This window comes from Acinetobacter sp. BEC1-S18-ESBL-01, assembly GCF_014169935.1.
GTDB classification, from domain to species: Bacteria; Pseudomonadota; Gammaproteobacteria; order Pseudomonadales; family Moraxellaceae; genus Acinetobacter; species Acinetobacter pittii.
Genome location: NZ_AP022302.1, coordinates 3113791 through 3128538, shown reverse-complemented (window position 1 = coordinate 3128538; position 14748 = coordinate 3113791). Strand labels below are relative to the sequence as shown.

Below are 14748 nucleotides of genomic sequence, written 5' to 3'. Positions count from 1 at the left end.
GAATAAATCTTTGATTTGCTAATTCTCTATATATTCAATAAAAAAGCCACTCGAGTAGAGCGGCTCTTTTGATTTGATAAGTTAAACTTACCAGCTTAACGCACCACCAGTTTGGTAGTCAGTTACGCGAGTTTCGAAGAAGTTCTTCTCTTTACGTAAGTCCATCATCTCAGACATCCACGCAAATGGATTCGTTACACCAGCAAATTGCTCTGGTAAACCTAACTGAGATAAACGACGGTTACAGATGAATTTCAAGTATTCTTCCATCATGCTTGCATTCATACCCAATACACCGCGTGGCATTGTGTCACGTGCATATTCGATTTCAAGCATCGTACCTTCAACAATCATTTGAACCACTTCTTGTTGGAACTCAGCAGTCCAAAGGTGAGGGTTCTCAATCTTGATTTGGTTAATCATGTCGATACCAAAGTTCAAGTGCATAGATTCATCACGCAAGATGTATTGGAATTGCTCAGCAACACCGTTCATCTTGTTACGACGGCCCATACTCAAAATTTGAGTAAAGCCACAGTAGAAGAAGATCCCTTCAAGAACACAGTAGAATGCGATCAAGTTACGAAGTAAGCGTTGGTCGTTTTCAGGCGTACCTGTGTGGAAATTAGGATCAGTTAAAGATTGAGTATATTTCAAACCCCAAGCTGCTTTACGTGCAACAGATGGAACTTCACGGTACATGTTGAAGACTTCGCCTTCGTCCATACCTAAAGATTCGATACAGTATTGGTAAGCGTGAGTGTGAATCGCTTCTTCAAACGCTTGACGCAAGATGTATTGACGGCATTCAGGGTTAGTAATGTGACGGTAAATCGCCAATACCAAGTTGTTTGCAACTAAAGAATCCGCAGTCGAGAAGAAACCTAAAGAACGCATAACAATAGTACGCTCATCTTCAGTTAAGCCATTTTCAGACTTCCAAAGTGCGATGTCATGGTTCATGTTAACTTCTTGAGGCATCCAGTGGTTTGCACACCCGTCAAGATATTTCTGCCAAGCCCACTCATATTTAAATGGTACAAGTTGATTCAAGTCCGCACGACAGTTAATCATTGCTTTGTCGTCAACTTGAACACGTTGAGCACCCATTTCTAGCTCTTCAAGGCCAGGGGCAACGTCTAAATGTTCTAAGGCTTGAGCGGCTCTAGCCACTGTATCGGAGGCAACTGTTGATCGCACGGAATGGGTTCCAGCGGATTGTGGAGCTGCCACGCTCGGCGATGATGGCTGCGCAGTAGATACATTCTGCGAATCTGACGCTTTTTCCGATTGGACGGGCGTAGACTTGTGTTCAGGTGTAGTCGGTTTTTGCGAATCATCTTCAAAATCGTCCCAACTAAGGATAGACATTTTTGTTCTCTCTTCGTTGTATATATCTATATTTGACATCTCTTAAACGAAGATGTCCCTACTATACGCTTTTAATGTGTAAACAAAATTAAGTTTTATTGATGCATGACCAAATTTTGGGCCTTTGGTCTCTACTCACTACAACTTATTTTGTTTACGCTGTTGCTTACGTATTGTGATAAATGCGTAAACCATCGGCATATAAAAGAAAATAAAGGCAAAGATTAAAACTCCAACACCAAGCATATAGTTATGGCTGAGATGAGAAAGCATAATCTTTACCTCTTTTAAGATTGCTCTTTAGTGAAAAAGAGCAATCTTATTAAATGTTATTGGCAAGCTTCACAATCAGGGTTGTCGATTGAACAAGCCATTGGTACAGGAGCTGCTTGAGTAAAGCCTTCTTCTTCAACTGCTGCTTCTGGTTTCTTCGCTTCTACAACAGGGGCAGCAACCGCCGCTGCTTCAACAGTCGCAGGTTTAACTGCGTTTAAAGCACCTGTGTTGATTGTAGATTTTTCAGCAGAAGTTGCACCTAAAGCTCGGAGGTAATAAGTCGTCTTAAGACCACGTAACCATGCCATCTTGTAAGTGATGTCAAGTTTCTTACCATTTGCACCAGAGATGTAAAGGTTAAGCGACTGAGCTTGATCAATCCATTTTTGACGGCGTGATGCAGCATCAACGATCCAACGTGTATCCACTTCAAACGCAGTAGCAAAGATTGCTTTTAATTCTTCAGGAATACGAGCAATTTTTTGTACTGAACCTTCAAAGTGTTTAAGGTCGTTAACCATTACTGTGTCCCAAAGACCGCGTTCTTTTAATGCACGAACAAGGTATGGGTTAATAACAGTGAACTCACCAGACAAGTTAGATTTCACATATAAGTTTTGGAATGTTGGCTCAATAGACTGAGAAACACCACAAATGTTAGAGATGGTTGCAGTTGGAGCAATCGCCATCACGTTTGAGTTACGCATACCGTCTTTTTGAACTTTGGCACGTAAAGTGTCCCAGTCTAAACGTTGAGTACGGTCAACTTCGAACATGCGCTCTGGACGAGACTTCGCAACAATTTCTAAAGAGTCGATTGGAAGGATACCTTGATCCCACAATGAACCTTTAAATGTTGAGTAAGCACCACGTTCAACAGCCAAGTTGCTTGAAGTTTCAATCGCGTAGTAGCTAATTACTTCCATTGATTCATCTGCAAAATCAACAGCAGCGTCTGAACCGTAAGCAATACCCATTTCGTATAGCGCATCTTGGAAGCCCATGATACCCATACCGACAGGGCGGTGTTTCAAGTTCGAGTTTTTCGCTTGTGGTACAGCGTAGTAGTTAATGTCGATCACGTTATCGAGCATACGTACAGCTGTTTTAATTGTGCGAGCTAATTTCTCACGGTCTAACACACCACCTTGAACGTGTTGTACAAGGTTGATCGAACCTAAGTTACATACTGCAATTTCGTCTTGATTTGTGTTCAAGGTAATTTCAGTACATAAGTTAGATGAGTGAACTACACCAACATGTTGTTGTGGTGAACGTAAGTTACATACATCTTTGAATGTGATCCATGGATGACCAGTTTCAAACAACATAGAAAGCATTTTGCGCCATAAATCTTTAGCACGTACTTTCTTGTGTAGCATGTTAGTTTCTTTCGCTACAGACTCATAGTAAGCATAACGCTCAGCAAATTCAGCACCAGTCAAATCGTGCAAGTCTGGAGTTTCAGAAGGGGTAAATAATGTCCATTCACCATCTTCAAATACACGTTGCATAAACAAGTCTGGAACCCAGTTCGCAGTGTTCATGTCGTGAGTACGGCGACGGTCATCACCTGTGTTTTTACGAAGCTCTAAGAACTCTTCGATATCTAAGTGCCAAGTTTCTAGGTATGCACACACAGCACCTTTACGCTTACCACCTTGGTTTACTGCAACAGCTGTATCGTTCGCAACTTTCAAGAATGGAACAACACCCTGAGACTTACCGTTTGTACCTTTAATATAAGAGTTCAAGGCACGTACAGGTGTCCAGTCATTACCTAAACCGCCAGCCCATTTAGAAAGCATCGCGTTGTCACGCATTGCGCCATAAATGTCATAAAGGTCATCGCCAATCGTTGTTAAGTAACAACTTGAAAGCTGTGGACGTAATGTACCTGAGTTAAACAGGGTAGGCGTAGAAGCCATGTAGTCGAAGCTAGACAATAAGTTATAGAACTCAATTGCACGCTCTTCTTTATCTTGCTCATTGAGTGCAAGACCCATCGACACACGCATGAAGAATAATTGTGGTAATTCGAAGCGAACGCCGTTTGAGTGAATGAAGTAACGGTCAAATAAAGTCTGTAAGCCTAAATAGGTAAACTGATTAGAACGTTCTGGCTGAATTGCTGCTGATAATTTTTCTAAGTCGAAGTCAAGCAAGTCAGGTGAAAGCAAATCAAGCTCAACACCTTTTTTCAAGAATGCTTCAAGTGCATTGTTTTCAGGTGTGTCTGTTGATAAGCCTAAGAACGTTAAACCAGTGCTCACTAATTCGTTACAAAGCAAACGTGCAGTCACGTAAGTGTAGTTTGGTTCTTGTTCAATACGGGTACGTGTTGCCATCATCATTGTAGTGGCAATATCACTTTCTTTTACGCCGTTATATAAGTTTTTAACGGTTTCATCGACAATGGCTTGAACGTCAATACCTTCCAAACCTTCAGCTGCCTTAGAAACAGTTGCTTGCAATGCACTTAAATCAAGTGGCTGAAGCTGACCGTTTGTGTCGGTAACTTGTAAAGTAGGGTGGTGGTTTGAGTTCGTTTGCTGACGAGCGCTAGCACGTTGTTCACGGTAAATCACATAAGCGCGGGCAACCTTTTGTTCCCCAGTACGCATTAAAGCAAGTTCTACTTGATCTTGAATTTCTTCAATATGGATCGTACCGCCCGATGGTAAACGGCGAGTAAAAGTATTTAAGACCATTTCCGTCAACTGGGTAATACGGTCATGAATACGGCTAGAATCCGAACTCTGTTGACCTTCCACAGCAAGAAAAGCTTTACCAATCGCAACTGAAATTTTCTCTGCATCAAATGCAGCAACATCTCCAGTGCGCTTAATCACCTGAATTTGACCGGGAGTCGAAGTAATTACGCTCATGCCAGCATAGCTCCATTGTCACTTTTGTTATGTTCATAGACCGTTTGAACCGAGCAAAAAACATGCCACGATATTTGAGGGATAAACACAAGACTTAGTAGTTAAAGTTTATTTTCAACACAAGATACGGGATTTTTCATAGCAGATCAATCTTGACTTTTTAGTAATTTTTTATCTGTATGATTTGATGGGAGATAGCATAGCAAAGCTGTTAAAAAACGCTTATAGATAACTTTGTGGATAACTCAAAAAACAAACACTTAAATAAATTTAAACTAAACAGAGAAATAATTTGTTTAATATTCATACATTGGAAATATGAATAGAATATGAAATTTAATAACAATAAATAAATCTTAAAAACACGTGAAAATTCAAAGGCTAATAAAATGCAACAAAATACGATGGTCATGTATCAGTTTGGTGAACGCCTACTTGTTTACAATGTAAACGTGTGTATATTGCAAATGATAAACGAATGTATCTGCAAGATTTTTAAGATGCATGAAACGAGATTTATAGGGGCAATGATATGAGCCAAGAAGAAAAGTTACCAAAGATTCTGATCGTTGAAGATGACGAGCGCTTAGCGCGATTAACTCAAGAATATTTAATTCGCAACGGCTTGGAAGTTGGTGTAGAAACTGATGGTAACCGTGCAATTCGTCGTATTATTAGTGAACAACCAGATCTAGTGGTCTTGGATGTCATGTTGCCGGGTGCCGATGGCTTAACAGTTTGCCGTGAAGTTCGTCCACATTACCATCAACCGATTCTGATGTTGACTGCACGTACAGAAGACATGGATCAGGTACTTGGTTTGGAAATGGGCGCAGATGATTATGTTGCTAAACCAGTTCAACCACGTGTTCTTTTAGCGCGTATCCGTGCACTATTACGTCGCACAGATAAAACTGTAGAAGATGAAGTTGCACAGCGTATCGAGTTCGATGACCTTGTAATTGATAATGGCGGTCGTTCTGTAACGCTAAATGGTGAACTTGTTGACTTCACTAGCGCAGAATATGACCTATTATGGTTGCTTGCATCAAATGCTGGTCGTATCTTATCGCGTGAAGATATCTTCGAACGTTTACGTGGTATCGAATACGATGGTCAGGACCGTTCAATCGACGTCCGTATTTCACGTATTCGTCCAAAAATTGGTGATGATCCTGAAAATCCAAAGCGTATTAAAACAGTACGTAGTAAAGGTTACTTGTTCGTTAAAGAAACCAATGGGTTATAAGATCTGAATAAACTTCCTATAAGGTTGGTCGAGTGTTTAAACACAGTATATTCCTGCGAATATATGCGGGACTGGTAATTCTTGTTGTTTTGGTTGCTGTCTTTGGTTATTTGCTTGTACAAATTATCAATTATCAACGGGCACAAGAATACCGAGAATCTTTAACTGATGGTATCTCTTATGTCATTAGTGAGGGAGTCGCTCGACAACCGGGGAAACAACAGAAAATAGACTGGGTTTCAGATGCATCAGATTTATTGGAACTTCCAATTTATTATACTGATGCAAGCAAGGTTGAGTTATCTCGTACCGAGAAAAAACGAATCGAAGCTCAAAAATCTGTTGTCCGTTATGATGCCAGTAATAGTATTGCGTATATCATTATTGGCTTACGTGATGATCCTCAGCACTTTTTATCTATAAAAGTCGACAAAATTACTGAGCGCCAAATGAAGGCTCTCCCTATTTTTGTACTTGATTATCTAATGTTTTATCCGGGGCAAGAACAAGAATATCTTGCCAAGATTCAAAAACATTTCTCTTACCCAATTAATATTTACAATATTCAAGATATTAATCTGGACTCCGAACAAATTGGTCGTTTACGCCAAGACCAAAGCGTCATGTTGTACAAAGACAGTGCGACAGTACGCGGAACAACTATTTCAATCGTCTCTCCAATTCCGAATCAGCCTACACGGGTTCTCGTGCTTGGACCAGTTCCGATGTTTAACTGGATGCCTTTGCAGCTTTCAGCAGGGATTACTTTATTTAGCTTATTTTTGCTGAGTCTAGGTGTCTATGGGTTGATCTTGCCGCTAGAGCGTAAAATTCGCCAAGTACGTTATGCATTAAACCGCATGAAGTCTGGTGATTTATCATTGCGTGTTCCTATTGAAGGAAGTGACGAAATGGCAAACTTAGCATCAAGTTATAACAACATGTCTGATCATATTCAGCGTTTAATCGAGGCTCAGCGTGAGTTAATGAGAGCCGTATCTCATGAGCTTAGAACACCTGTTGCCCGTATTCGTTTTGGTACAGAGATGTTGGCGGAAGAAGATGATTACAACCATCGTATGCATCAGGTCGATATGATTGATAAAGATATTGAAGCACTCAATACTTTAATTGATGAAATCATGACTTATGCAAAACTAGAGCAGGGTACACCTTCACTAGATTTTGATGAAATTACTTTATTTGATGTGTTAGATCAGGTTGCGGTCGAAACCGAAGCCTTAAAAACGCAAAAAGAAATTGAACTTGTTGCCCCTCCACTTTATGTAAAAGTAGATGCTGAGCGCCGTTATTTACATCGTGTTGTTCAAAACTTGGTAGGTAATGCGGTTCGTTATTGCGATAATAAAGTTCGGATTACCGGTGGTATCCACAGTGATGGCATGGCCTTTGTTTGTGTTGAAGATGATGGTGCAGGTATTCCTGAACAAGACCGTAAAAGAGTATTTGAAGCTTTTGCCCGTCTAGACGATAGCCGTACGCGTGCGTCGGGTGGTTATGGTTTAGGGTTGTCTATCGTAAGCCGTATTGCCTATTGGTTTGGCGGTGAAATTAAAGTGGATGAAAGCCCAACTTTGGGTGGCGCTCGTTTTATTATGACATGGCCAGCAAAACGCTTTAAACAGCCTCCTTTAAAAGCCAATAAAAAAGCACCTTCATAAGGTGCTTTTTTATTAATCTACTTATAGTTGGGTTGCATCTGGTTCCAAAATAGGTTTTCCGCTTCTTAAGCTGGTTAACGCATCGGAATTAAAATCGATCAGTAACGAATTGTTTTTTGCATCAATCTGGTATTTTTGAATAAGAGGTTGATCTCCGTTAAGCGTTTCTATTTTATATTCATCTGCAATATGCAAAATACCTTCTAGGTTTGTTGTCGTTGACGCAAAATCCTGTCTAAATATTTCATAGACATCCCTCAAGTCAAAAATTGCATTGTTGGCATCTGGATGTTTGTGAATATAGCTTTCTATATGTCGCACCAGTAATTGTGCAAACAAGTAGTAGTTTGGTTTATGCGTATATTCTAGAGTCATGCATTTTTCTCCTTATTATCTGTTATTAGCATACATGGCAAAACATAGGTTATTGTATAAAATTCATTACACTAGATGATGAAATGAAAATATTATAAAGAGATAAACACTCGATTACGTCCTTGGCGTTTTGCTTGATATAAAGCGTCATCTGCTTCTTTAAATAAACTTTCAATCGCTCGATGGGATGATGGTGAATATAAGCTTATCCCAATACTCACCTGTATAAAAATTGGTAATTTCCCATAAATATAAATCGGTTGCTGACTAATTTTAATTCGAATTTGTTCAGCCAGTTCAAATGCACTTTCCTTGGTAGTATCTGCAATAAAAATGGCAAACTCTTCACCTCCAAAGCGACCTAATAAATCATGAGGATGTAAAATATTCTGAATCGTGGTGACACAAGTTTGTAGCGCCCGATCACCGATTTGATGACCGTAGTTGTCGTTAACTTGCTTAAAGTGGTCGACATCAAGCATGAAAAAAGCTGAGGTCTTATTTTCTTTTTGTACTTTTTCTTGAAGTAATCTGACCGACTGTAAAAACTGGCGTCGAGTCAGACTTGAAGTTAGCTCATCATGTGCAATGGCATGTTGAAGCTTTTGAATTAACTCTGAATGCAAAACACTAATACTAGAAACCGTAAGTGGGGCAATCGTCATCATAATTAACCCAATTCGGATTGAGATCGTATTGCTGAAATATTCGTTTGGATAGAGCAAAAGGTAATGTCCAGAGACATGATAAATAATATAAGCACTGGTAAAGCTGGTAATGAGTGCAACAACAATAGGTTTGTAGCGAATAGCACACCAGATCAGTGCAGCAATCGGGTAGAGGAGTGAACCTGGGCCAGAGTCATAATAGCTAGCAGCAATCGAAATAAGCACAGCGCCAAAAGGTAAAAGGTCGGTTGGTTGTAGGCCACGATTTCTTGAAAAGTAATGCTTAACCTGACTATATTGAGGGATGTTCAATATGATAGGTAAAAGAAGCAAGGCATTTTGCAGTTCTGAAGTAAACCAGTAACCAAACTCATCCAACAAGCCACCAATCATAAATTTGGTATTAAACATAGGCACGAAAGTTGCTGCAAACAATGCACCTACTACGCTACCTATAGCGCATAATCCAAATAAAAAAAGGTAGGAATAACCGCGATAGGCCGCCTTAATATGTTGATTAAAAAACATATAGAGCGCAAACGTAGTAACAACATAAAGAAAGTTTGATGTTGTTAAAACAAGTGTGAGAGCAAATGGAGTGCCCTGAAATAAGTCAGCAATCACATATCCTATATAGGCACCTAAAAATGTGCTTGGTCGGCGTGTGATTGGGAAACGAATAAGCAACCCGAGCAAAACCGAATTGGCAGGCCAAAAGAATGCAAGAAAACTTAAAGGGCGAGATGCGATGCCAATGAAACAACATGTCGCAATAATGAAGCTAAATAGGAGAAAAAATTTTAAAAAGGAGAGAAATGAAAATTCACGAAGTGAGTATGGCATCAGCTGCCCTTAATGATAAATACTCTTATCCAAGAGTAATAAAATATTATGCATGATTAAACATTCATCATAATTCAGAGGAGAAGCTGAATACAATAAAAAAACAAACTAATATTATAAAAAAGTAAGTTATAAAAAGTTAATAAGAGCTTCAACTGTGTAAATATTCTAAAATTAAAAAATGAAAAAAATCATCATAAATAAAGAAACAATTAAATAAACCGATTATGTGCGGTGAAACCCCCCTTACAACACATAGATGAATAGTTTTGTCTAGAAAATCATCCGAAAGACTAAGACGCTTCAACTAGCATGGGAAATTAGAAATCAGGTACAATTGGCGGGATTAATTTTGTGTTTGGTGTATTTGAAGGCCAATACATACATTCTTTGTTAAATAATAGGCCTGCCAGGAGTTATCCCCGCATGAGTGCCATTACTCCATACGACTGGGCGATTATCGCCTTCGTGATCGGCGTTACATTTCTTTGCGTCTTTATGCTCACAGTTCCCTTACTCCTCGGGGGAAAATCGTGGGGACGTGCTAAGCAAGAGCAGTTTGAATCAGGTGTCGTGAGTGCTGGTGGCGCTCGCATTCGCCTGTCTGCAAAGTTCTATTTAGTTGCAATTTTCTTTGTTGTCTTCGACTTAGAGGCACTTTACCTCTATGCATGGTCTACTTCTGTGCGTGAAGTAGGGTGGTTGGGATATACCACTGTAGTGATCTTTGTCGTTGATTTATTGATTGCGCTTGTTTATGCCTTCTCTGTAGGTGCTTTAAGTTGGTCACCAGCAGATCGCCGTAAATCAGCAGGTAAGGCGGTTAAAATCGGTTCACCAACAATGAACATTGCTGAAATTACACGCTTTAATTCTATTGAAGAGCTCGTAACTGACCCTACAGGTCAGATTCCAGCTCAATCATCAGGTCGTGTTAAGTCAAAAACTACACCTGCATTGTCATCTGAAAAGGAGTAAGTCGGGATGAAATATACTCTGACCCGCGCGAATCCGGATGCTGATCAATACCCATTGCAAGAACGTCAAATTGTGACGGATCCGCTTGAAGAGGAAGTGAATAAAAACGTATTCATGACTCGTTTAGAGGATGTCTTGCATACAGCAGTAAACTGGGGACGTAAAAACTCTTTGTGGCCATTTAACTTTGGTACCTCATGTTGTTACGTCGAATATGCAACGACCTTAACCGGTGTGCATGACTTGTCACGTTTCGGTGCAGAGGTTATCCGTGCTTCACCTCGTCAGGCTGACTTGATGATTGTTGCAGGTACCTGTTTCGTAAAAATGGCACCAGTTATTCAGCGTCTGTATGAACAGATGTTAGAGCCTAAATGGGTCATCTCGATGGGTGCTTGTGCAAACTCTGGAGGTATGTACGACATCTATTCAGTAGTACAAGGTGTAGACAAAATTATTCCTGTTGACGTGTACGTCCCAGGTTGTCCGCCTCGTCCTGAAGCATTAATTCAAGCTTTAATGCTTTTACAAGACCAGATTCAATTAGAGCGACGCCCGCTTTCTGCCGTGATCGGTGATGATCTTCAGCCAGTATATAAGCCAAAGATGATGCCAGAACGTGACCGTAAGAATGCTGAGCGTATTGCCGTTAAAAACTTACGCTCTATGGATGAGATTAAATAATTTTTTGACGGTGTTTTGACATATCTAACTGATATGTTCATCGAGAAAATTGACAGAATTTGTATTAAATAGGAAGCCAAGCCAATGGCTGAAACTGACATTGCTATGCCAGAGTCAACAGCAGTTGATTCACGCCCAGCATTTGCAATCGTAGAAGAGCTCAAAACCAAATTTGGTGAGAACTTTTACGTGCAGGCGACTTTTGAAGAGTTTCCAACAGTCTGGGTCGAGCGCGCACGCGTGCAAGAAGTCCTTATGTTCCTGCGTAAAGTGGAACGTCCGTATGTAATGCTATTTGACTTATCTGCGATGGATGAACGTTTACGTGTTCATCGTGATGGTTTACCAGCATCTGACTTCACTGTGTTCTATCATTTATTATCGCTTGAGCGTAATAGTGACATTCGTATCAAGGTTGCCTTGAACGAAAATGATCTAAACATTCCGACAGCGACAAATATCTGGCCAAATGCCAACTGGTATGAACGTGAAGCTTACGATATGTTCGGTATCAATTTCGAAGGGCATCCAATGCTCCGTCGTATTTTGTTGCCAACCTATTGGGAAGGTCATCCGCTTCGTAAAGAATATTCAGCACGTGCGACAGAATATACGCCGTACATGCAAGACAAAGCGAAACAAGACTTTGAACAAGAACACTTACGTTTTGTACCTGAAGACTGGGGTCTTAAGCGTGGTAACGCTGATGAAGACTTCATGTTCTTGAACTTGGGTCCTAACCATCCATCTGCACATGGTGCGTTCCGTGTTGTATTGCAGTTAGATGGCGAAGAAGTGAAGGACTGTGTACCTGATATCGGTTATCACCACCGTGGTGTGGAAAAGATGGCTGAACGTCAAACATGGCATTCTTTCATTCCTTATACTGACCGTGTTGACTACTTAGGTGGTTGTGCTCAAAACATGCCGTATGTGATGGCTGTAGAGCAAATGGCAGGTATTAAAGTTCCTGAGCGTGCACAAGTGATTCGTGTCATGTTGAACGAGTTGTTCCGTATCAATAACCACTTGTTATTCTGTGGTACGGCAATTCAGGATGCCGGTGGTATGACACCAGTATTCTATATGTTCGCAGACCGTCAAAAAGTTTACGACATTGTTGAAGCAATCACGGGTTACCGTATGCATCCAGCATGGTTCCGTATTGGTGGTACAGCACACGATCTTCCAAACAACTGGCAAAAGCTTGTTAAAGAATTGCTAGAGTGGATGCCTAAACGCTTAAATGAATACTACACAGCGGCATTGAAAAACTCTGTGTTTATTGGACGTACGCGTAATGTTGCACAATACGATGCCAAATCTGCACTCGCATGGGGTGTAACTGGTACTGGTTTACGCGCAACAGGTATCGATTTTGACGTACGTAAATATCGCCCATACAGCGGCTATGAAAACTTCGATTTTGATGTGCCGGTTGAGTATGAAGGCGATGCATACGCACGTGTGATTGTTCACTTCCGTGAAATTACCGAGTCGCTAAAAATTATTCAACAGTGCTTGGATAACATGCCTTCTGGTCCATACAAAGCGGATCATCCATTGGCTGTTCCACCACCGAAAGATAAGACATTACAAGATATTGAAACCTTGATTACGCACTTCTTGAGCGTTTCATGGGGTCCTGTCATGCCAGCGGGCGAGTCATCATTTATGACTGAAGTGGTTAAAGGTGCAAGTACTTACTACTTGACTTCAGATAAAGCGACCATGAGTTATCGTACTCGTATTCGTACACCGACGTTTACTCACTTACAGCAAATGCCTTCAGTGATTAACGGAAGTTTAGTATCTGACTTAATCATTTATCTGGCGACCATTGACGTGGTTATGGCTGACGTGGATCGCTAAGAGGTAACACATAATGATGATTTTGACTGATAAAAAACCACGTGTGAATGTCGAAGGGATTTTGACTGCGGAAGAAATTCACGAAATCGAACATCACATTGGTCACTATCCATACCCTCGTGCAGCCTCTTTGGATGCATTGAAGTGTGTACAGCGCCGTAATGGTTGGGTAGATGACGCTCAGATGAATGCTATCGCACAGTTGTTGTCGATGAGCGTTGCTGATTTGGAAGGTGTTGCAACATTTTACAACCGTATCTATCGCCATCCGGTAGGTCGTCACGTAATTTTGCTTTGTGACTCAATTGCTTGCTTCTTGATGGGTGCAGAAACACTTGCTGAAGCATTCCAGCGTGAATTAGGAATTCAGTATGGTCAAACGACACCAGATGGTCGTTTTACGCTGCTTCCAATTTGCTGCCTAGGCAACTGCGATAAAGGCCCAACTTTAATGATTGATGAAGATACTCACGGTTTAGTCGAAGTGACATCAATTAAACAGTTATTGGAGAAGTATGTATGAATACTGAACCAAAACCAATTTATGGCGACGGTAATCCGGAAACTCATCCGCTCACTTGGCGTTTAAGCAAACAAGAAGCGGTACGTAGTGCTGATGATTACGAAGCACTTGAAGGCTATGCTGGCTTTAAAAAAGCATTAGGCATGAAACCTGCTGAAGTGTTAGACGTCATTAAAGCTGCAACTGTAAAAGGTCGTGGTGGTGCGGGTTTCCCAGCGGGTATTAAATGGTCATTGATGGCACCAAATGATGGTGGTCCACGTTACTTGATCTGTAATGCCGACGAAATGGAACCGGGTACCTTTAAAGACCGTTTGTTGATGGAAAAACTTCCACATCAGTTGATCGAAGGGATGTTAATTGCGGGTTATACCTTAGAAGCAACTCAAGGTTATATCTTTATCCGTGGTGAATACATCGAGGCTGCTCAATATCTAAATGAAGCATTAGAACAGATTCGTGCTAAAGGTTATTTAGGCGAAAATATCTTAGGTTCTGGCTGGAATTTTGATCTGCATGTACATACGGGTGCAGGGCGTTATATCTGTGGTGAAGAAACTGCATTGATTAACTCGCTTGAAGGCCGTCGTGCTAACCCACGTACTAAGCCACCGTTCCCGCAAGTTGCAGGAGCATGGGGTCGTCCGACGATTGTGAACAACGTTGAAACTTATAACAACTTGCCAGCAATCATGCTTCGTGGACCAGAGTGGTATATCGGCTTGTCAGCGGGTAAATCAAAAGATCCAGGCACTAAAATTTATGGTGCATCGGGTAAAGTTAAATTCCCAGGTCTTTGGGAATTGCCGTTTGGTACAACTGCACGTGAAGTAATTGAAGATCATGCAGGTGGTATGCGTGAGGGCTTAAAGCTCAAAGCATGGTTGCCAGGTGGTGCTTCAACTGACTTTTTACCAGCAGATACCATTGATTTACCAATGGATGCAGACACGATTATGAAAGCAGGTTCTCGTTTGGGAACATGTTTGTTAATGGTAGTAGACGAAACCCAATGTATGGTATCGCTCACTCGTAACTTAGAAGAGTTCTTTGCGCGTGAATCATGTGGTTTCTGTACACCATGTCGTGATGGTTTGCCATGGGCTGTTAAAGCGCTTAAAGCACTTGAAGCAGGCGAAGGTAAGAAAGAAGATATCGACCATTTACAAGAACTAACTCGTAAATTATGGATTGGTAAAACTTTCTGTGCCCACGCACCAGGTGCGATGGAGCCGCTTATGGGCGCACTCAAACATTTCCGTGGTGAGTTTGAAGCGAAAGTGACAAATCGTCCTGTCGTGCAAACCAGCAACGTAGAACAAGCTTAAGGAATTCGACT

13 protein-coding genes are annotated in these 14748 nt (G+C 41.0%); 8 read left to right on the top strand and 5 right to left on the bottom strand.

Features of this window, described 5'->3' with window-relative positions:
- Positions 1-87: 87 nt before the first annotated feature.
- The 3 genes from H7R46_RS14900 to H7R46_RS14890 all read right to left on the bottom strand — a co-directional run bounded on the left by H7R46_RS14900 (position 88) and on the right by H7R46_RS14890 (position 4535).
- Positions 88-1371, bottom strand: coding sequence for a ribonucleotide-diphosphate reductase subunit beta (locus H7R46_RS14900; protein WP_005071102.1), 1284 nt, complete (start codon positions 1369-1371; stop codon positions 88-90).
- A 138-nt stretch (positions 1372-1509) separates the two neighbouring features.
- Positions 1510-1644, bottom strand: coding sequence for a hypothetical protein (locus tag H7R46_RS14895; RefSeq protein ID WP_002120013.1), 135 nt, complete (start codon positions 1642-1644; stop codon positions 1510-1512).
- Positions 1645-1700: 56 nt separating this feature from the next.
- A complete protein-coding gene (locus tag H7R46_RS14890) occupies positions 1701-4535 on the bottom strand; it encodes a ribonucleoside-diphosphate reductase subunit alpha (protein WP_005071099.1) in 2835 nt (944 codons plus the stop codon).
- Positions 4536-4888: 353 nt separating this feature from the next.
- Here H7R46_RS14890 and H7R46_RS19365 point away from each other — a divergent pair, with 353 nt between their 5' ends.
- Genes H7R46_RS19365 through bfmS form a run of 3 tightly spaced genes read left to right on the top strand, consistent with a single transcriptional unit; the run spans position 4889 to position 7466 of the window.
- A complete protein-coding gene (locus H7R46_RS19365) occupies positions 4889-5071 on the top strand; it encodes a hypothetical protein (RefSeq protein ID WP_031944149.1) in 183 nt (60 codons plus the stop codon).
- A complete protein-coding gene (bfmR, locus tag H7R46_RS14885; protein ID WP_000076440.1) occupies positions 5068-5784 on the top strand; it encodes a response regulator transcription factor BfmR in 717 nt (238 codons plus the stop codon). Before H7R46_RS19365 ends, bfmR begins: the two co-directional genes overlap by 4 nt.
- A 32-nt stretch (positions 5785-5816) precedes the next feature.
- Positions 5817-7466, top strand: a complete 1650-nt coding sequence (gene bfmS / locus H7R46_RS14880) for a sensor histidine kinase BfmS (RefSeq protein ID WP_002120020.1) — start codon at positions 5817-5819, stop codon at positions 7464-7466.
- Between the two features lie 21 nt (positions 7467-7487).
- On the opposite strand, the gene H7R46_RS14875 is transcribed toward bfmS, so the two are convergent.
- Together H7R46_RS14875 and H7R46_RS14870 are read right to left on the bottom strand one after the other, a co-directional pair.
- Positions 7488-7841 carry a hypothetical protein gene (locus tag H7R46_RS14875; protein ID WP_002120022.1) on the bottom strand — a complete coding sequence of 118 codons (354 nt, stop codon included), beginning with the start codon at positions 7839-7841 and terminating at the stop codon, positions 7488-7490.
- Between the two features lie 92 nt (positions 7842-7933).
- A complete protein-coding gene (locus H7R46_RS14870; protein WP_005071095.1) occupies positions 7934-9352 on the bottom strand; it encodes a sensor domain-containing diguanylate cyclase in 1419 nt (472 codons plus the stop codon).
- A gap of 426 nt (positions 9353-9778) precedes the next feature.
- Between H7R46_RS14870 and ndhC the strand changes: the two genes are divergently transcribed.
- The 5 genes from ndhC (at position 9779) to nuoF (ending at position 14737) form a co-directional block, all read left to right on the top strand.
- On the top strand, positions 9779-10330 hold the full coding sequence (gene ndhC / locus H7R46_RS14865) for an NADH-quinone oxidoreductase subunit A (protein WP_005071091.1): 552 nt from the start codon (positions 9779-9781) through the stop codon (positions 10328-10330).
- A gap of 6 nt (positions 10331-10336) precedes the next feature.
- Positions 10337-11014, top strand: coding sequence for a NuoB/complex I 20 kDa subunit family protein (locus H7R46_RS14860; protein WP_002120034.1), 678 nt, complete (start codon positions 10337-10339; stop codon positions 11012-11014).
- 84 nt (positions 11015-11098) lie between these two features.
- Positions 11099-12886, top strand: a complete 1788-nt coding sequence (gene nuoC / locus H7R46_RS14855; RefSeq protein ID WP_005071088.1) for an NADH-quinone oxidoreductase subunit C/D — start codon at positions 11099-11101, stop codon at positions 12884-12886.
- A 13-nt stretch (positions 12887-12899) separates the two neighbouring features.
- Entirely contained in the window at positions 12900-13409 is a 510-nt protein-coding gene (gene nuoE, locus H7R46_RS14850; RefSeq protein ID WP_002120040.1) for an NADH-quinone oxidoreductase subunit NuoE, read from the top strand.
- Positions 13406-14737, top strand: coding sequence for an NADH-quinone oxidoreductase subunit NuoF (gene nuoF / locus H7R46_RS14845; RefSeq protein ID WP_002120030.1), 1332 nt, complete (start codon positions 13406-13408; stop codon positions 14735-14737). The genes nuoE and nuoF overlap by 4 nt, the downstream gene beginning before the upstream one ends.
- Positions 14738-14748: the final 11 nt, after the last annotated feature.